Here is a 17925-nt window from a genome sequence, read left to right on the forward strand (position 1 = left end):
GATCAGGGAGTAGATGACCCATTATTATAACAATTTTTTGATATGTAAAAAATGCTCAAACAAAAACTATTTATAGCAAATAACTGAGGAAGCCAAAGTAAATAATTACCGCTTACTTACTCATAAAGCCGTATAAATGCCATTACTCTATGCTATTACCAGGGCTTAATGGCACGATACGATCTTTTTGACTACTGCCAAGCATATGGCGACTGCCATAGCCTTCTGGATTGATTTGCAAATACGCGTTCATTTGTCCAATCGCCTCACCATCGTTGCTGGCCAAGATAGTCTCTTTGATATGATCGACAGGCGGTAACGGCAAATTTTTGAGTAAGGCCAAACGCTGCGTATTGTCGCCTTTATTGACGACCAACTCAATCAGCTGGCGCGCATCGATGGGCAAATCAGGCGTGTTTTGTGCCAACAAGGCCAGGTGATAAGCACCTGCTGCGTCTTGATCGGCCACGATACGCTGCTCAATAGCGATATAAGTCGCTTCAGTGGCGCCGCCTGCCACACTGAGCTGATGGATACACTTAAGTGCCGAGTGTGGCTCATTATTCGCCATATCGATCAGACGCTGCGACTCAGCTTTTAAATGCTCGCGGCGCTTTTCAATAGCGGCTTGCTCATTTTGCGGTGCGGTGCTTTTTTCAGGATGATTCATAAGTATCTCTTATTATTAAAATGGCGTTTATCCTAAGCCCTATATAGGGCCAAAACCGCTAAAAACAATGCAAAATGCCGCATCACGCCCACAAAAAACCCGAGCCGTGCGTAGGCAGACTCGGGTCTTGGACAGATGTTGTGCCGTTACAGAGACCTTAGCGGCCACATCTTCATACAGATATTACGCTGCAGGGCTGTTGGCTTCAACCAATGGCTTAAGCTCACCTGATTGATACATCTCTAAAATAATATCTGAGCCGCCCATCAGCTCGCCATTGATCCATAACTGCGGAAACGTAGGCCAGTTGGCAATCTTAGGCAAGGTCGCACGAATCTCTGGGTTTTCTAAAATATTCACAAAGGCAAATGGACGGCCGATTTGCGTCAAGACTTCGATCGAACGTGCAGAAAAGCCGCACTGCGGAAATTGTGGCGTGCCTTTCATATAGATAAGGACTTTGTTGTCACGGATCTGATCACGAATCAGTTGTTCGACATCGTTTGCAGCGGTGTTTGGGGTTTGCTCACTCATAAAAGGCTCCTATTGATAAAGCGGTTTATTAAAAAGGTATGTGGGGTAACGATATTGCCAATTATTCATTCGATAAACAAATAGATAAACAAAGAAATAAAGGCTATGGCTGATACATGGGGCGATGGTCCGTATATTACAAGCATGGCTTGCTAGCGTTTGATCCATCGCCTAAACATTGTCCGTCCTCATAAAAGAAGTGCCAATATTATATCCCTCATCATTGTATCACCCGTCATCACACCCATCACAGCCACGCTACCGAGGCTCAGCAGCGAGCAATAATACCACGGCACTGGACATGATGCCCTCTTGACGGCCGGTAAAACCCAGTTTTTCTGTGGTCGTGGCTTTTATGCTGACATTACTGATATCGGTTTGCAAATCACTGGCGATGTTGGCGCGCATCGCTTGATTGTGCGGCGCAAGTTTTGGTCGCTCGCACATGACGGTGATATCGACATTGCCCACTTTGTATCCTGCATCGACTATTTTGCTATAGACATAACGTAGCAGCACTCTTGAATCAAGGCCGGCATGCGCGGCATCAGTATCAGGGAAGTGCTGCCCGATATCGCCCAGCGCCAATGCGCCCAGTAGCGCGTCAGCAAGTGCGTGTAGCACCACATCACCGTCAGAGTGCGCCAGCAAACTGTGAGTATGCTCAATCGGCACGCCCGCTAGTATGACATATTGTTGCTGTTCACCATTATTATGAAACGCATGAACGTCGATACCTTGACCAATTTTTATCATTATTATTCCAAATACAAAACAGAAGATTAAAATAATTCAAAACCACTATCTAAATTTTTAAAGTGACTTTGCCAGCAACAAGATGCCATAGCTCGCCACCAGTTTCAATTAACTGGTATAATACGATGCTTAATTTTAACATAATACCCCGTTCAAAAGATGAGACAGCAGCAACATTGACTGCATTTGCCACGCTGATTGGTTTTGGTGATTGTCTGTATTTTGCTGCCCTCTTTGATATTGAATCACGTATAAGAATCACGTATAAATAGTTGAGCCGTCTTATGTCAGCCACCGCCTACCCCTCCACTTCTGTCTCTCATGCTTTTAGCGCCCAGCGTCTTTTGACGCTTGCCGACATCGACAATCCTAGCAGTAAGCATGTGATTGTCGGTATGTCAGGCGGTGTCGACTCTTCGGTATCTGCCGTTCTTTTGCAGCAAGCAGGCTTTGTGGTAGAAGGGCTGTTTATGAAAAACTGGGAAGAAGATGACGGCACCGAATACTGCACAGCCATGGACGATCTTGCCGACGCGCAAGCGGTCTGTGACAAAATCGGTATCAAGCTGCACACCGCAAACTTTGCGATGGAATACTGGGACCGTGTGTTTGAGCATTTTTTGGCTGAATACAAAGCCGGACGCACGCCTAACCCTGATATTTTATGCAATAAAGAAATCAAATTTAAGGCGTTTTTGGACTATGCGCTGACGCTTGGGGCTGATTATATCGCCACCGGTCACTATACGCGCCGCAGTGTTAATTACAAAAATGTCGAAGGCATGGAGGTGGCGCAGCTACTGCGCGGCCTTGATAACAATAAAGACCAAAGTTACTTCTTGCATGCGGTCGGCGGTGACAAAATCGCGCAGACCTTGTTCCCTGTGGGTGAGCTAGAAAAACCTGAAGTACGCCGCATCGCCGAAGAGCACGATCTGGCGACGGCCAAAAAGAAAGACTCAACGGGCATTTGCTTTATCGGTGAGCGCCGTTTTAAGGACTTTTTGCAGCAATACTTACCTGCGCAAAAAGGCGATATCGTCACCGACGATGGCCATATCATCGGTACGCATGATGGGCTGATGTACTATACTTTAGGTCAGCGCGGCGGCATCGGTATCGGCGGAGTCAAAGACCGCCCTGAGGAACCTTGGTTTGTACTGGCAAAAGATTTGGCCAAAAACCGTCTAATCGTCGGTCAAGGCCACGAGCATCCGATGCTGATGAGCAATGAGCTGCAAGCGTACAAACTCGACTGGGTCGATGGTCTTGCGCCAAAAGATAGCTTTAGCGCTGAGGGCTTACGCTGCATGGCAAAAACGCGTTATCGCCAGCCAGATCAGGCCTGCCGTGTGTTTGCGACAAATACTGACGGTAGCGAGGTGCGCGTGGTCTTTGATGAGCCGCAGCGCGCAGTGACGCCGGGTCAGTCTGCGGTGTTTTATATCGATGAGGTTTGTTTGGGTGGCGGCGTGATTGCATCGATTGATGCGCCTTGTGGTTTTTAGGTAGCGTTTAATTTTTGACAAGCGGCAGTAGCAACCGTTACTGCTCCGCTTGTCATGTCGTCCGTTCGCGTTTGGATTATGATCCTCAATCGTTTTTGACTCCTCTCTCTATTCAATTTCTCCCAAATCTATTGACGTTGATATCTGTCTTTGACGTACTATTAATTCGTGGGAAATATCGCTGACACTCCCTTTTTTGCATCAGTTTTTGCTATAATTGCGCCACCAAAATTTACTGCTGTCGTAAGCAGTCATTCACTTTCTGTTCATTCAAAGGCGATACCATGACCCCACTTACCGCTCTTTCCCCAATTGATGGCCGTTATGCTTCAAAAGCTGACAGCTTACGTCCTTATCTTTCTGAGTTTGGTCTTATTAAAGCGCGTGTCACCGTTGAGATCCGCTGGTTACAGTCGTTAGCAGATAATGATGCCATCGGTGAATTATCAACGTTTGATACAGATACCAATGCCTTTTTGAATAGTATCGTTGATGATTTTAGTGAAAGTGACGCGCAGGCGATTAAAGCTATTGAGGCGACGACTAATCACGACGTCAAAGCGGTTGAGTACTTTATCAAAGATAAGTTTCGCGGCAATCAGCAGCTAGAAGACAGCTTGGAGTTTATCCATTTTGCTTGTACCAGTGAAGATATTAACAATTTGTCTTATGCGCTTATGCTCAAAGACAGCCGCGAGCTTGTGGTTGCTAAAATGCAGCAAGTGACCGATAGCATCGTTGACTTGGCGATTACTCACGCTGATCAGCCCATGCTGTCACGCACGCACGGTCAAACTGCTAGCCCAACGACGCTAGGTAAAGAGATGGCCAATGTCGCTTATCGCTTAGCTCGTCAAATTAAGCAAATCGGTCAGGTTGAGCTACTCGGTAAAATCAATGGCGCAGTCGGTAACTACAATGCTCACCTATCAGCCTATCCAGAAGTCGACTGGCAAAGTCATGCTGAGCAGTTTATCAATCAAAGCTTAGAGCTGACGTTTAATCCTTATACGACTCAAATTGAGCCACATGATTATATCGCTGAATTGTTTGATGCAGTCAAACGTTTTAATACTATATTAATCGATTTTAACCGTGACATTTGGCAATATATTAGCTTAGGCTATTTTAAGCAGCGCCTAAAAGACGGCGAAGTCGGTTCATCTACCATGCCGCACAAGGTCAACCCGATTGACTTTGAAAACTCAGAAGGCAACTTGGGCGTGGCCAATGCCATGCTAGCGCACTTAGGGGAAAAGCTGCCTATCTCGCGTATGCAGCGTGATTTGTCAGATTCTACCGTCCTGCGTAATATCGGTGTCGGCCTGGCGCAAAGTATGATTGCTTATGATGCGTGCCTAAAAGGTGTAGGCAAATTAGAAGTCAATCCTCAGCGTTTAAATGATGACTTGGAGCAAGCGCAAGAGGTACTTGCCGAGCCGATCCAAACGGTCATGCGCCGTTACCGTGTCGAAAACCCATACGAGAAGCTCAAAGCCTTGACTCGCGGTAATGCCATGACTCGCGAAGCCATGCTCACCTTTGTAGAGAGCGATGAGTTGGCTGCTGTCTCAGATAGCGACAAAGCAAGCCTGCGCGAGCTGACGCCAGCTACTTATACGGGTAACGCTGCTGAGCAAGCACGCGCTATTCAAGACTGGATAGCAAAGCTTTAAAGTTTGCTAAGGTGAATTGAATACCTTAAAGCAATAGAGATAAGGCACAATTGCCTCATCTCTATTTGTTCAAACTGGCTATACATTCGCCTAAGTCTATACAAAATAACCTTACTTTGCATGCTATGATGATCTTAAAAACTCATAGGTGATAAGTAAGGTTTTATTTTTTATCCTTTTTATCATCATCGTCATCACTGTCGCCTGGTATGATAGCCTTGCCGACCGCGACCGTGCCTTTGACTACGCCTTTGGTGGTTTTATAAGCAACTTTGGCAGGTACAGTGACAATTTTGTGGACACAAGCTTGTAGGACAAATACGCTGGCGATAATGACGATGAAATGCAACTTTTTCATAAACTTCCTATAATTTTAAGATAAGCCGATAGTCTTTGTATTAAGCTATCGAAAAGTCATCATAAACGATTAAAACTCTCCTATAAAGTCATCCTGACTACTAATTTTTCCTAATTTTTATATGGATTTACCAATGAGCGCTATACCCCTTTGTTTACCTGATAATATGACCCCTGAGCAATTCTTAAACGAGTATTGGCAAAAAAAGCCATTGCTGATCAAGCAAGGTCTGCCGCAACTAATCGGTATGTTTGAGCCAGAAGATATGCTCGGCCTAGCGCTTGAAGAAGAGGCCTCTGCCCGCCTGCTCACTCAAGCGGCAACTAAGCCTGTCGATGAGCCGCAGTGGCAACTTAAAAAAAGCCCCTTAAGCCAAACCGACTTTGACAACCTGCCAGCGCAGTGGACAGTCCTTGTGCAAAACCTTGAGCAATGGTCGCCTGAGCTTGGGCAATTGTGGCAAGCGTTTGACTATATTCCACAGTGGCAGCGTGATGACATTATGGTCTCTTACGCGCCTAAAGGCGGCTCGGTCGGCAAGCACTATGATGATTATGATGTGTTTTTGGCGCAAGGCTATGGCTCTCGCCGTTGGCAGCTAGGTAAATACTGTGATAAGAATACGGAGTTTGTCGCAGATGAGCCGATAAGACTGTTTGATGATATGGGCGACATTATCTTTGATGAGATATTAGAAGCGGGTGACGTGCTTTATGTGCCGCCCAAACTCTCGCATTTCGGCGTGGCGCAAGATGATTGTCTGACTTTTTCTTTTGGCTGCCGTCGTCCAAATTTGATGCAAATTATCGATAGCTTAGCGGATATCGCCACCAACGATAGCGATTTGTTTATTCCGCTGCTATTGCCGCAAGCACTACAGGCATCTGGCGCATTGCAATCAGAGAGTATCAGTGCGATCAAAGAGCAGCTCTTGCACATGCTACAGTCTGAGCGTGGTGACGATATCATTCGTCAGGCAGTATCTGAGGTCGTCAGCAAGCGTCAATATGACGCGCTGGTACCTGAGGAGACTCTAACGACCGATGAGCTCATGCAAGCCATAACGGAAGGCGCGACCTTGCAAGCAGATTACAGCAATCGGCTGCTCTATCATAAAGATGCCGGTGAACTCACCCTGTACGCTAATGGTCAACGCTTAGATGGTCTAGATACTATTGCCAAACAGACATTGCAGCGCTTGGCAGATGGTGAAGCTTTGCAGGCGGATGATGTTGCAGACATCGATCCCGATGACTTAATGGAGTGGCTGGAGAACGGCTGGGTTTGGCTTGATTATGCTGAGTAACTGCTCATTGTTTTGTACAAGTTATCTTGTATAGGCCATCTCAGTCTGTCTTCAATAAAAAAACCGATACCTGAGCTTTCAGATATCGGTTTTTATTATTACTGTTGGTTTTATCCTGCGCACTCACCGCTCAGCATCATCTATCTATATGACCTAAGCCGCGATGCAAGAAACAACCCTAGTCGGTACCAAGCTCAAGCAAGCTGGCATTACCACCAATCGCGGTGGTATTGATGGTTTTGACGCGCTCAGTGACAAACCGATGTAGATAGTCAGGCGTGAGCATCTCTGACATGCCGTCCATATCGGTCACACTAATGACTTGCGTCAAGATACCATCGGTGTTGGCCAGCTCTTGGCTGATGGCCTGCACTTCACTATTACTGCCTGCCACTGCGACCTGCGCGAGGCGATCGATGTATAACAGTGTGATGGTTTGTGAGTCGTTGGCGACGCTTAAGACATCATCGCTTACTCCTATCTCATAAAGCACTTTTGCCGCTTCATCGCACATCTCCGCCTGACTTGGGCAGTGTAGTATCACTTCGTTACCCGTCAGCAGGGCGGCGATTAGCTGACCAAGCACTGCCATCGTACGCGCTGACTCACTACCGATGACCATGGTTTTGCCACGAGCCGTCATGTACAGATCATTGGACTCTCCTGTCGCGCCTGTCATACGGTGCACTTCATCTAAGCTTGGCGCAGCGCTCAACAAATGATTGAATAAGCGCTTGGCTTTATTGGCATCGCCTGTCAGCAAGGCCAACCGAGGAATGGCTGCTTGCAGATAAGCGGCGCGATTGATCGCGCCAAGTAATCGCCAAGACTCACAAACTTGGGCATGATTTTTTTTAAATTCAGTCGCCATCTTGCTACTCCTTATGCGATTGCTGATTGCGTGGATGTTGAAGGTTGATTGTCGCTATCTAATTTCATCAGGCGCGCCACATAATGCGGGCCACCTGCTTTGGGGCCAGTACCTGAGAGGCCACAGCCACCAAATGGCTGGACGTTGACCACCGCGCCGATTTGGTTGCGGTTGATATACGTATTACCCACCAGCACGCGACGCTCGATATGCTCGGCGGTGTTTTCGATACGGCTATGAATACCCAATGTCAGACCAAAGCCGGTGCTATTGATAGCATCGATCAGCTTGTTTAGATCACGTGCTTGATAACGCAAAACGTGTAAAATAGGACCGAAGTGCTCACCGCCTATCACATCAATGCTTTTTACTTCTATCGCTGTCGGTAAGACAAAGGTCGATTTTTCTTGACTGACGACTGAGCTGACACTCATGGGCGTCTGTGCCAAGATCGTCGCGGTTGGCTCAGCACGCATGCGCTCGATATGCGTTTCTAGGCCATTTTTGGCATCGGCATCGATTACCGGACCGACATCCGTGGCGGCGTACAGCGGATTGCCGACCGACAGCTCCGCCATATTGCCTTGCAGCAGCTCAATCAAATCATCAGCCATCTCTTCTTGTACACACAAGATACGGCATGCTGAGCAGCGCTGACCCGCTGAGCCAAAGGCAGATAGCACAGCGTCTTTGACCACTTGCTCAGGCAAGGCGGTTGAGTCAACGATCATCGCATTTTGTCCGCCTGTTTCGGCGATTAGTATTGGTAGCTCACCACTGCTTTGTGCATGACTGTTTAAGCTTTGGTTGATACGCTGGGCGGTCTGGGTAGAGCCTGTAAATATCACACCTGCGATATTGTCAGCGGCCGTCAATGCACCGCCTACCTCACCTGCGCCTATTACCAACTGCAACGCTTCTACCGGCACCCCTGCTTGATACATCAGTTGTGCACCAAAATGCGCAATCAGGCTGGTCTGCTCAGCAGGTTTAGCGACCACGGTATTGCCTGCGGCCAGCGCCGCCACGATTTGACCGGTATAGATGGCCAGCGGAAAGTTCCAAGGACTGATACAAACAAAGGTACCACGTGCTTTATACACTTGACGTGCAGGCTTACCAGACAAGTCTGTAAACTCGTGCACCACCTCATCTAGGCGCTCTGCTTCATCCGCATAAAAACGGCAAAAATCGACCGCCTCTTTGATCTCATCGATACTGTCTTGCATGGTTTTGCCCGCTTCTACTTGGCACAGTGCCATGAGCTCAGCGTAGTTTTCTTCATACAAATCAGCAATCTTACGTAGTATGGCTGCGCGCTTGGCCGCTGACTGCGCTTGCCATGCTGCTTGTCCTGCCCCGGCCGCTAGGGTCGCTTGTTGTGCCAGATCAGTATTGGCATAAACCACTTCACCAGCGATCACGTCGTGATTCCAAGGCGCGCGTACTGTGTGCGCTTCAAGCTTGTTGACTTGACCATCCACTTTATACTCATCAATCGCCGCGCCATTGATGATAGAAGTCGCTGACCATGTCTTGTGCAAGTGGCTATCAATTGCCGCTTTAAACGGTAGCCACTGCGACTCTACAAAGATATTGGGGCCAAAGCTGGCGCGGCGCTCGCCATAGATATCTAATGGCAAAGGAATCTCTGGATTGTGCAATGTTGCGTTGACCAGCAGCTTATCAAAAGGGTGCACGGTCAGCTTATCAATCGGATAAGACTTGTCTAGTAGCTGATGGACAAACGAGCTGTTGGCACCGTTTTCGAGCAAACGACGTACCAAGTATGGTAGCAAGTCTTTATGAGCACCGACTGGCGCATAGATACGCACCGGAATCTGATAGGCTTGCAAGATATGATCATAAAGCGCATCGCCCATGCCGTGTAGACGCTGAAACTCAAAGTCTCGATGCGCACTCATGGTCATGACTGATGCTAGCGTATGCGCATTGTGCGTCGCAAACTGCGGCCAAATCAGCCCACGCAGATGATCTGATAACAAGAAGCGCGCGCACGCCAGATAAGCCGTGTCGGTGCCTTCTTTTCGTGTCCAGACAGGATAACCTGCCAGCCCTTTTTGCTGAGCCAATTTGATCTCCGTATCCCAGTACGCGCCTTTGACCAAACGTACTGGAATGCGATCACCCATTTCTGCCGCTAACTGCGCCAGCCATGCCAAAACCGCAATCGCGCGCTTTGAGTAGCCCTGCACCACCAACCCTAAGCCATCCCAGCCGGCAGTCAAATTGTCACGATACAAAGACTCAAACAGTTTTAGCGAAATCTCAAGGCGATCCGCTTCTTCGGCATCGATACTGATATCGACATTGACAGCGCGCGCCGCTTCGATCAGTAGCAAACAGCGCTGGCGCAGTAGTCCCATCACTTGCGCTTCTTGCGTGGCCTCATAGCGTGGATGCAGCGCCGACAGCTTGATAGATACTGACGGTTTTGGCATACCCTCAGCCACTTTGATATCTGCGGTGGCTTTGATGGCGTGCAGATAATCATTAAAGTACTTTTCAGCATCTTTATGCGTGATGGCCGCCTCACCCAGCATATCAAATGAATAGGTATAGCCTTTATTGCGATACGGCTGACTGTTTTTATTGGCGCCCTCGATGGTTTCCCCCAATACAAACTGATGCCCCATGATGCGCATGGCTTTTTGCATGGCACTACGAATCACCGGCTCGCCCATTTTTTTGGTCATACGATCCAAAAACCCTGTGGCCGTGGTGTTGCTATCGATACTCACGACGCGGCCGGTCATCATCATGCCCCATGTCGAGGCATTGACCATAAAACCATTGTCATTTTTGATGTGTTTTTTCCAGTCAGCCACGCTCATCTTGTCATGGATCAAAGCATCAGCCGTATAATTGTCTGGTACGCGAATCAAGGCTTCAGCCAAGCTCATGAGCAAGATACCTTCTTGGGTATCAAGGCTATACTCAAGCAATAATGAGTCGACCATTTTGACGGCTTTGCCATCATTGCGTACATGCTCGACCAGCTGGCGTGTTTGCTCAGCAGCGTCGTCACGCTCTTTGTCGCTGGGCTTAGCAAGTGGCAACAGCTCTGACAACCAGCGCTCTTCATCCACACAATATAAAGGTGAGATACACGCGTATAGTGCTTTTGACGACTGGGTAATATACTCTGGCGCTAGCAAATCGACAGGCTTAAATAAAATCGGCTCTTGCGGGGTAAACTGGTCTACTGGGTTCATAACAACTCCATAACTATCGTTTAAAAACCATCATAAATGGGGCTTTAGGAAGTCTGATCGTCTTGTATCACCGCTAATGACAGCGGTTAAATAAATAGCAATCACAATATATGCATGCAGCGATAATCAAAAGACCAAACGGCACCATCACAAAACGAGAAAATCCAGCATAGGCTGGAAACGGTTAAGTAGGTCGTTCGAGTGTTAAACGGGCTACGTTAACAATACAAAGGCAACAACGAAAAGTTAAGCGGCATTAGTGCCTTCTTCTTGTTAGTAGTGAAAGGAGTGCGATGAGCAGGTTTTGCGATAGCGATATCAAACATCGACGTGTCAAATATGGCGAATCCCTGTCATCTAAGATAATGCAAATTCACTGTAAGAAAAACCTCTACGGCGTTGATTGAGGTGATGCGCTTAACGTCGCTATAATATCATGAAAAAAATTTTCCAACTAACGATATCGCGTATTTTTGACAATTAATATCTTACTAAAAAACAATCAGTTACTAGCACATTTGCCATCATGACTCCTGAGTTATATTTTTGTGTTTACTATTGTGTGTTAATTGTTTTTCTAATCAAATACTTGGACGCGCCACTTGCTAAAACCTGCACCCTAAAAACCCTCTACTGCACCCACATAAAAAAACCCTTTTTATCCATATCAGATAAAGAGGGTTTTTACGGATTACAACGCAATATTGAGCCGTTATATCAAGCGTATTTGTATCAAACGTATTGATAACGCCAAATACTTATAGCAGTACCAGCTTGGCAAGCAAAATAGCCGTCAACACCCATACAGGGATGCTAATTTCTGAAAACTTACCCGTCATCAGCTTGACAGCAGTAAAGGTGATAAACCCAAGCGCGATACCATCAGCGATAGAGTACGTCAGCGGTGTGAGTAACAGGACTACCGCCACTGGTGCCGCTTCGGTTAAGTCTTCCCAGTTGATGTCTTTTAGCGTAAACAACATCAATACTGAGACATAAAAAATTGCGCCAGCAGTCGCGTATGCAGGAATCATCCCAGCAAGGGGTGCAAAGAAAATACTCAGCACAAACATCACGCCCACGGTCACTGCCATCAGACCTGTACGGCCACCTGAGGCCACACCTGAGGCGCTCTCGATATAACTGGTCGTCGATGATGTACCTAGCATAGCGCCTGCGACTGTCGCTGTTGAGTCAGCAAGCAGCGCCTTGTCCATGTTAGGGATATTACCGTCTTTATCGACCAGACCTGCCTTGTTGGCGATGCCCACCAGACTGCCTGCAGTATCAAACAAATCGACAAATAAGAAAGCAAAAATCACACTGATCATACCGATATCAAAGGCACCTGCGATATCGAGTTTCATAAAGGTTGGTGCGACAGATGGCGGCGTCGACATGATGCCTGTAAACTGTGTATGCCCTGTGAGCAAACTGATCAGAGTAATCGCCAAGATACCAATCGTCACCGCACCTGGGACTTTTTTGTAGACCAAGCCGATAATAATAAAAAAGCCCAGCGCCGCCATCATCGGTGCAAACGCGGTCATATCGCCTAGCATCACTAGTGTCGCATCACGGCCAACGATGATGCCTGAGCTTTGTAAGGCAATAAAGGCCAAAAACGCACCAATACCCGCCACGATGCCTTGCTTGAGGCTGGCTGGAATGGCATTGATGATCCACTCGCGAATCTTAAATAGGCTTAAGAGAATAAACAAACAACCTGATAAGAAAACAGCGCCTAACGCGGTTTCCCACGCATAGCCCATCCCTAAAACGACGCCATAGGTAAAAAAGGCGTTTAAGCCCATACCAGGAGCCAATGCCACAGGCAATCGGGCATAGATACCCATGATAAAGCAGCCTAATGCCGCTGCCAAACAGGTAGCAACAAACACCGCCCCTTTGTCCATACCAGCTTCTGCCAATACGTTGGGGTTGACAAAGATGATATAAGCCATCGTCAAAAAGGTGGTTATACCAGCGAGGATTTCCGTTTTGACCGTGGTGTTTTCACCGTTGATCCCAAAATAGCGTTCAATTGCATTCATAAGTGTCGCGCCCAGCTTGCTAAGGTATGGCCTTATTTAAACATCAAAATATATAAATAGACCGTATCTTAGAGAAAGAACAAATTTATTGGTGCCTAAAATAAATATGACGTCAGCAAATAGATTGCGACGTCATTATCAAAACGGCAACGGTAACAAAGTGCAACATTTTAGAGAAATTGGCGTACAAATTCAATCATTACCCGTGCCTGATGGGTGCAAACAGCTGTTTTCGCTTTATTCATGACTGTTTTGTGGTTTAGGTCATGTGATAAGTCACCAAATCAATCGAAAATAACAACGTATCATTTGTACCGGTTTTATTTACTGTTTAACACTTTAATAAATGACCTTTTTTTCATTTCACAGTACACTACACTAGGACTTGTCCTACCAGTTGTTATTCATCACTCATGAGTCAAATACATGCCTGAATCATTAAACATTATCGACCTTATTACCCAAGCCAGTTTGCTGGTACAAATCGTCATGGCGTTGTTGTTATTGGCCTCGCTACTTAGCTGGGTGATTATTTTTCGTATGAGTGCACGGCTGGGTACTGCCAAAAACTTCGATCAACAATTTGAGACTTGGTTTTGGTCGGGTGAAGACTTGGCCAAGCTCTATCAAGGCGTACAAGGCTCCCCTGATCGGCAAGGGCTTGAGCAGATTTTTTATGTTGGGTTTTCTGAATATTTAAGAATGCATAAAAAACGCCAACCCAAAGACGACATCATCGATGGTGTGGAGCGCAAGCTACGTGTCGGATTGGGTCGTCAGCAGTTATTACTAGAGTCAGGACTGACCACGCTTGCCAGTATTGGCTCAGTGGCGCCTTATATTGGACTGTTTGGGACGGTTTGGGGCATTATGAATGCGTTTTTGGGGCTATCACAAACTGAACAAGCTACCCTCGCTGCGGTCGCTCCTGGGATTGCTGAAGCACTGATCGCCACTGCTATGGGTCTATTTGCTGCGATTCCTGCTGTACTGGCCTACAACCATTTCACCGCCAAGTCTGGCCGTCTGTATGAGTCGCGCGCGCTGTTTTGTGATGAAATGACTGGTATGCTCCAGCGTGAGACCAGCGCTGAGCGCAGCACAAACCGCGAAAACAACCCAAGCTCAGAGGCACCATCGAGCGCCAGCCAGGTGCAAGGACGCTAAGTATATGAGACACAGCCCCTATCGCCGTGAAAAAAAACCCCTAAATGCAGAGATGAATGTCGTTCCTTATATCGACGTCATGCTGGTACTACTGGTGATATTTATGGTGACCGCGCCGCTGCTCATCACTGGTGTCGATGTGGATCTGCCCAAAGAGCAGACCAACACCATGAGCCAAAGTCAGCTACCAATCATTGTGTCTCTAACGGCGAGCGGCGAGCTATTTATCAGCTATGAAAACAACATTGACATGCCGATTAGTGAGCCTGAGCTGATCAATACGCTGTCCAATCTTCAAACACAAAACAGCAATACTGGCAAGCCACCGGTACAAGTGATGATCAATGCCGATCAAAACAATCAGTATGGCGCTATCATGACATTGATGGCCAGCCTACAACAAGCAGGGATCGAAAAAGTCGGACTACTCACTGGTGCGCCTTTACCGACCCCATCGCTGTGATTGTCTCGCTATTTGTGCTAATACAGTGCCAAGCAATGATACAGCAAACCATAGCAAACAATCTGATATACCACGCTCATGAGTAATCACACCATGCATAATGCCCCTGTCGTTTATGTGCCCACCGAGCCTGAAGGCAACGGGCTCACCTTACCTATGCTGCTGAGCTTGCTCGCACATGGGCTGGTGCTGGGCATCTTGATATACGCGTATCAACATACCGATGTAGAGACAGCAGGTAGTATCGAGACGGTCATGGTCTCGCCAGAGCAGCTCGCTGAGATGCAAGGACAGATATTGGCCAACCGAGCTGCCGCTGCAGAGGCCATGCAAACCGACAGTAGTACAAACGGTATATCCAGCACCTTGCCCCCTCAGACATTTGATAGCGGCTCTACCAGCCAAAGCACTGACCAACCGAATGCGCAGCGAGCACCTGTATTCACACGCTCTGACGATCCTGCGAGTGCACCAATTCTCATGAGTGAGACGCAGCACCAACGTCTGCTTGAACAAAATCAAGAATATGAACGCCGTATGGCAGAGTGGGCAGCCAAGCTTGATGAAGCCGTATTAGAAGAACACGAAGCAGTTGAACAAGATAAAAAAAAGCAGCTGATAGAGGAACAAAGGCGGCTGGATGAGTTTCATCAAAAACAAAACAACCCACCCAAGATTACTCGTCCTACACCTACCGACCGAAACCTAAAAATTGATACTAGTGGTTCTGGTAGCGCAGGTAAAACCTTTGACTTATCAGAAGGTCAATCAACGGCTGATAGCAAGCCTGCTAGTACCCGTAGTAGCGCTTCGGCTTCTGCGGATGATTTTAAGAACAGCATAGCCGCTAAAATTCAGAGAAATTTAAAAGCACCGCTTGAAACCCAAGGTATTACTGCTAAAGTAGCTTTAAGATTAGATAATCAAGGTAACGTATTATCCGCCAAAGCTACTGGCGCTAATAGCGCTGTTAATGATGCTGCAGAAAAAGCCGCTTTTGCCGCAAGCCCTCTACCTATTGATTTGACTAACCCTGCCAGCTTTGCGGCTTTAACTATCAACGTTATGGTTCAATAGATTGTTATGGTTCAATAGATTAAGGTAAAAAGTATTTGAGGGCTAGTGTCAAAGAGGGCGACATTAGAGCTTTCTGACGTTTATCTCATACCGCCGATTATTTTAAAATTTTTAACTTAGGGTATTCACCTATGAAACCATTATCTTTAAAGCTACCAACCTCAAAGGTCACCACTTTCTCCGCGTTAAACCTCGCTTCGGCTTCGCTATTGGTTACGCCATTGCTGTTTGCTCCTTTATATTCTGCTACTGCTGCGCCTATGGAGATCGATGTCACGGTGGTTGCGCCAAGACAACAAAACCAAGTCGCGTTTGTACCCTTTGCAGGAGACTCGGTACTATCGCCGATTATTCTCAATGACTTGAGCAAAACAGAGCTAAAAGTCACCAGCAAAGACTTGCCGCAGCAGCCGCATAGTAGCAGCGAGCTGGCAGGTAGCTTGCCGGTCTGGCAAAGCATGGGTATTCCTTATTTGGTAGTGGGCAGTACTCGCAGCAATCGCGGTAAAGTCATCACAGAGTATGAGGTCATCGATGTCAAATCAGGTCGGGTGCTACAAGGCAAGCAAAGCCTCAGCGCTGACAACAACAAAGACAGCATGCGCTATGCCGGTCACGTCATCGCTGATAAGGTGTATGAGCTGATCACCGGTACGCCAGGCGACTTCTCAGGACGCATCGCCTATATCGAAGAAGTCGGCACCGGCAAACAAAAAGTCTCACGCCTAAAAGTGATGGATGCCGATGGCGAAAACGCCAAGACCATCACCGAAGTGGCAGGCTCTATCTTCTCGCCTGCTTGGTCTCCTGATGGCAACCGTATCGCCTATGCTATCCAACGCGACCAGTCTTATCCAGTGATTTATATCCAAAACGTGAGTGGCGGCGGTGCCAGCGCACTTACTCCATTTAAAGGCAGCAATCTTAGCCCGTCGTTTTCGCCTGATGGTAGCAAGATACTGTTTTCTAGCAGCTTTGAAGGTAGCGCGCATATCTATGAAATGAGTACCAGCGGCGGCCAGCCCAAAAGACTGACCAACTGGCCAAGCAGCGAGGTACAGCCAAGCTACGCCCCAGATGGCAAATCGTTTGTGTTTGTCAGTGACCGTGCAGGCTTTAATAAGCCGCAGATTTATCGCTATGAGTTTGGCTCAGGGCGCACGACCAAAGTCTCAAACAGTAGCTACGCCACCAGTCCGCAGTTCAGTCATGATGGCACTCAGATCGCCTTTTTGAGTGGGCGAGCCGCAGCGGTGATGAATAGCAATGGCGCGGTGACAGCTAATTTAGGCAATACGGGCATTGATGAAGCGCCAAGCTTTTCGCCAAATGGTAAGCGTGTGGTATATGCCGCTACCCAAGGTGGCAAAGGAGTGCTAATCATCAAGTCCCTAAATGGCGGTGAGTCCTTTGGTAAGTCTGGTCAAGGCGTGATACGCTCGCCCGTTTGGTCAGCCAGCCCACAATAGACTCTCATATCATCAATCCGAGATAAAAACGATGCGGCGACTTTATCTTGGCGACCACAGCATCCACAAAAAACGCCTGATAGTTAATCAGGCGTTTTTGTATGCCAGCGAGCTACTCGCTTGGATCATGGCCTGGTGGATTGGCGTGTCTTAATTTGGCAACATCGGCGGCGGTCACCGTATCGGTAAACCCATTAAGATCGCTGACCACATATTGCGTGACAGCAGCCATTTGCTCATCGTCCATCATCATATGAAAAGACGGCATACCGCGAAAGCCATTAATCAAGATATCGATAATATAATATTTTGACTGCATCTTGCTGTTGTTCGCCAGCGGCGGATAATACCCTGCCCCGTACGCGCCTTGACCTTCGTGCATATGACAGCCTGCACAGGAGTCGTGGTATAGCTTTTTGCCATCGGTGGTGACAAAAGCATTGGTGCCCTCAAACTTTGCCTCCCATTTGCTAAGGCTGGCATCTTGCGCCATACTTGGCAACGAGCTGTCATCGACGACGTTGATCTGCGGGGCTTTTAGCTCGTCGCGACTCATATAGACACCGCCCCAACTGCCCGTATTACGGCTGGCTTGATAATCTGGAGCAAGGTCAGCTTCTTGTACACTGGCCACCGTCTCCACATCATCTGCTTGCTGGCTACAGCCCATTACCACCGCGCCACTCATCACACTCAGCAAAATCACAGGCAGCATTTTTGATGTTGTATTCTCCCTGATTGTTTTTTTTACGATTGCATTGTCCATGATAGCCTCTGAAT

Annotated in this window: 15 protein-coding genes; 7 read left to right on the plus strand and 8 right to left on the minus strand. The window is 47.5% G+C overall.

Features of this window, described 5'->3' with window-relative positions:
- Positions 1–142 precede the first annotated feature (142 nt).
- The 3 genes from C6W44_RS12330 to ispF form a co-directional block, all read right to left on the minus strand.
- Positions 143–670, minus strand: a complete 528-nt coding sequence (locus tag C6W44_RS12330; RefSeq protein ID WP_105246033.1) for a hypothetical protein — start codon at positions 668–670, stop codon at positions 143–145.
- 183 nt (positions 671–853) lie between these two features.
- Positions 854–1204, minus strand: a complete 351-nt coding sequence (gene grxD / locus C6W44_RS12335; protein ID WP_075102413.1) for a Grx4 family monothiol glutaredoxin — start codon at positions 1202–1204, stop codon at positions 854–856.
- Between the two features lie 258 nt (positions 1205–1462).
- Positions 1463–1960, minus strand: a complete 498-nt coding sequence (ispF, locus tag C6W44_RS12340; RefSeq protein ID WP_105246035.1) for a 2-C-methyl-D-erythritol 2,4-cyclodiphosphate synthase — start codon at positions 1958–1960, stop codon at positions 1463–1465.
- Positions 1961–2244: 284 nt separating this feature from the next.
- Between ispF and mnmA the strand changes: the two genes are divergently transcribed.
- On the plus strand, positions 2245–3468 hold the full coding sequence (mnmA, locus tag C6W44_RS12345) for a tRNA 2-thiouridine(34) synthase MnmA (protein ID WP_105246037.1): 1224 nt from the start codon (positions 2245–2247) through the stop codon (positions 3466–3468).
- A gap of 284 nt (positions 3469–3752) precedes the next feature.
- The gene (gene purB, locus C6W44_RS12350; RefSeq protein WP_105246039.1) at positions 3753–5144 is read left to right on the plus strand and encodes an adenylosuccinate lyase; all 1392 of its coding nucleotides are present in this window, start codon (positions 3753–3755) and stop codon (positions 5142–5144) included.
- 163 nt (positions 5145–5307) lie between these two features.
- Here the strand turns inward: purB and C6W44_RS12355 are convergent, their stop codons facing one another.
- Complete coding sequence (locus C6W44_RS12355) at positions 5308–5502, minus strand: NF038104 family lipoprotein (RefSeq protein ID WP_100749484.1); 195 nt, start codon at positions 5500–5502, stop codon at positions 5308–5310.
- Positions 5503–5635: 133 nt separating this feature from the next.
- Here C6W44_RS12355 and C6W44_RS12360 point away from each other — a divergent pair, with 133 nt between their 5' ends.
- Positions 5636–6808, plus strand: coding sequence for a cupin domain-containing protein (locus tag C6W44_RS12360; protein ID WP_105246041.1), 1173 nt, complete (start codon positions 5636–5638; stop codon positions 6806–6808).
- Between the two features lie 178 nt (positions 6809–6986).
- On the opposite strand, the gene C6W44_RS12365 is transcribed toward C6W44_RS12360, so the two are convergent.
- The 3 genes from C6W44_RS12365 to C6W44_RS12375 form a co-directional block, all read right to left on the minus strand.
- Entirely contained in the window at positions 6987–7679 is a 693-nt protein-coding gene (locus C6W44_RS12365) for an aldehyde dehydrogenase family protein (RefSeq protein ID WP_105246043.1), read from the minus strand.
- A gap of 11 nt (positions 7680–7690) precedes the next feature.
- A complete protein-coding gene (putA, locus tag C6W44_RS12370) occupies positions 7691–10915 on the minus strand; it encodes a bifunctional proline dehydrogenase/L-glutamate gamma-semialdehyde dehydrogenase PutA (protein ID WP_105246045.1) in 3225 nt (1074 codons plus the stop codon).
- Between the two features lie 758 nt (positions 10916–11673).
- Positions 11674–12969 (minus strand): NCS2 family permease, encoded by a 1296-nt coding sequence (locus C6W44_RS12375; protein ID WP_105246047.1) that lies wholly within the window; start codon positions 12967–12969, stop codon positions 11674–11676.
- A gap of 426 nt (positions 12970–13395) precedes the next feature.
- Between C6W44_RS12375 and tolQ the strand changes: the two genes are divergently transcribed.
- From tolQ to C6W44_RS12395, 4 genes are all read left to right on the plus strand, one after another.
- On the plus strand, positions 13396–14136 hold the full coding sequence (gene tolQ, locus C6W44_RS12380) for a protein TolQ (RefSeq protein WP_105246049.1): 741 nt from the start codon (positions 13396–13398) through the stop codon (positions 14134–14136).
- A gap of 4 nt (positions 14137–14140) precedes the next feature.
- Positions 14141–14599: a protein TolR gene (gene tolR / locus C6W44_RS12385; RefSeq protein WP_105246053.1), complete on the plus strand. Its 459-nt coding sequence runs from the start codon at positions 14141–14143 to the stop codon at positions 14597–14599.
- A 78-nt stretch (positions 14600–14677) separates the two neighbouring features.
- A complete protein-coding gene (locus C6W44_RS12390; RefSeq protein WP_227526439.1) occupies positions 14678–15676 on the plus strand; it encodes a TonB C-terminal domain-containing protein in 999 nt (332 codons plus the stop codon).
- Between the two features lie 131 nt (positions 15677–15807).
- Positions 15808–17145, plus strand: coding sequence for a PD40 domain-containing protein (locus C6W44_RS12395; RefSeq protein ID WP_199774488.1), 1338 nt, complete (start codon positions 15808–15810; stop codon positions 17143–17145).
- 112 nt (positions 17146–17257) lie between these two features.
- Here the strand turns inward: C6W44_RS12395 and C6W44_RS12400 are convergent, their stop codons facing one another.
- Positions 17258–17911, minus strand: coding sequence for a c-type cytochrome (locus C6W44_RS12400; RefSeq protein WP_105246057.1), 654 nt, complete (start codon positions 17909–17911; stop codon positions 17258–17260).
- Positions 17912–17925 lie beyond the last annotated feature (14 nt).

Source organism: Psychrobacter sp. Marseille-P5312 (assembly GCF_900291405.1).
In the GTDB taxonomy this organism is placed as follows: Bacteria; Pseudomonadota; Gammaproteobacteria; order Pseudomonadales; family Moraxellaceae; genus Psychrobacter; species Psychrobacter celer.

Coding starts and splice junctions, on each gene's coding strand:
- C6W44_RS12330 (WP_105246033.1), bottom strand. CDS start 670: ATGAATCATCCTGAAAAAAGCACCGCACCGCAAAATGAGCAAGCCGCT.
- grxD (WP_075102413.1), bottom strand. CDS start 1,204: ATGAGTGAGCAAACCCCAAACACCGCTGCAAACGATGTCGAACAACTG.
- ispF (WP_105246035.1), bottom strand. CDS start 1,960: ATGATAAAAATTGGTCAAGGTATCGACGTTCATGCGTTTCATAATAAT.
- mnmA (WP_105246037.1), top strand. CDS start 2,245: ATGTCAGCCACCGCCTACCCCTCCACTTCTGTCTCTCATGCTTTTAGC.
- purB (WP_105246039.1), top strand. CDS start 3,753: ATGACCCCACTTACCGCTCTTTCCCCAATTGATGGCCGTTATGCTTCA.
- C6W44_RS12355 (WP_100749484.1), bottom strand. CDS start 5,502: ATGAAAAAGTTGCATTTCATCGTCATTATCGCCAGCGTATTTGTCCTA.
- C6W44_RS12360 (WP_105246041.1), top strand. CDS start 5,636: ATGAGCGCTATACCCCTTTGTTTACCTGATAATATGACCCCTGAGCAA.
- C6W44_RS12365 (WP_105246043.1), bottom strand. CDS start 7,679: ATGGCGACTGAATTTAAAAAAAATCATGCCCAAGTTTGTGAGTCTTGG.
- putA (WP_105246045.1), bottom strand. CDS start 10,915: ATGAACCCAGTAGACCAGTTTACCCCGCAAGAGCCGATTTTATTTAAG.
- C6W44_RS12375 (WP_105246047.1), bottom strand. CDS start 12,969: ATGAATGCAATTGAACGCTATTTTGGGATCAACGGTGAAAACACCACG.
- tolQ (WP_105246049.1), top strand. CDS start 13,396: ATGCCTGAATCATTAAACATTATCGACCTTATTACCCAAGCCAGTTTG.
- tolR (WP_105246053.1), top strand. CDS start 14,141: ATGAGACACAGCCCCTATCGCCGTGAAAAAAAACCCCTAAATGCAGAG.
- C6W44_RS12390 (WP_227526439.1), top strand. CDS start 14,678: ATGAGTAATCACACCATGCATAATGCCCCTGTCGTTTATGTGCCCACC.
- C6W44_RS12395 (WP_199774488.1), top strand. CDS start 15,808: ATGAAACCATTATCTTTAAAGCTACCAACCTCAAAGGTCACCACTTTC.
- C6W44_RS12400 (WP_105246057.1), bottom strand. CDS start 17,911: ATGGACAATGCAATCGTAAAAAAAACAATCAGGGAGAATACAACATCA.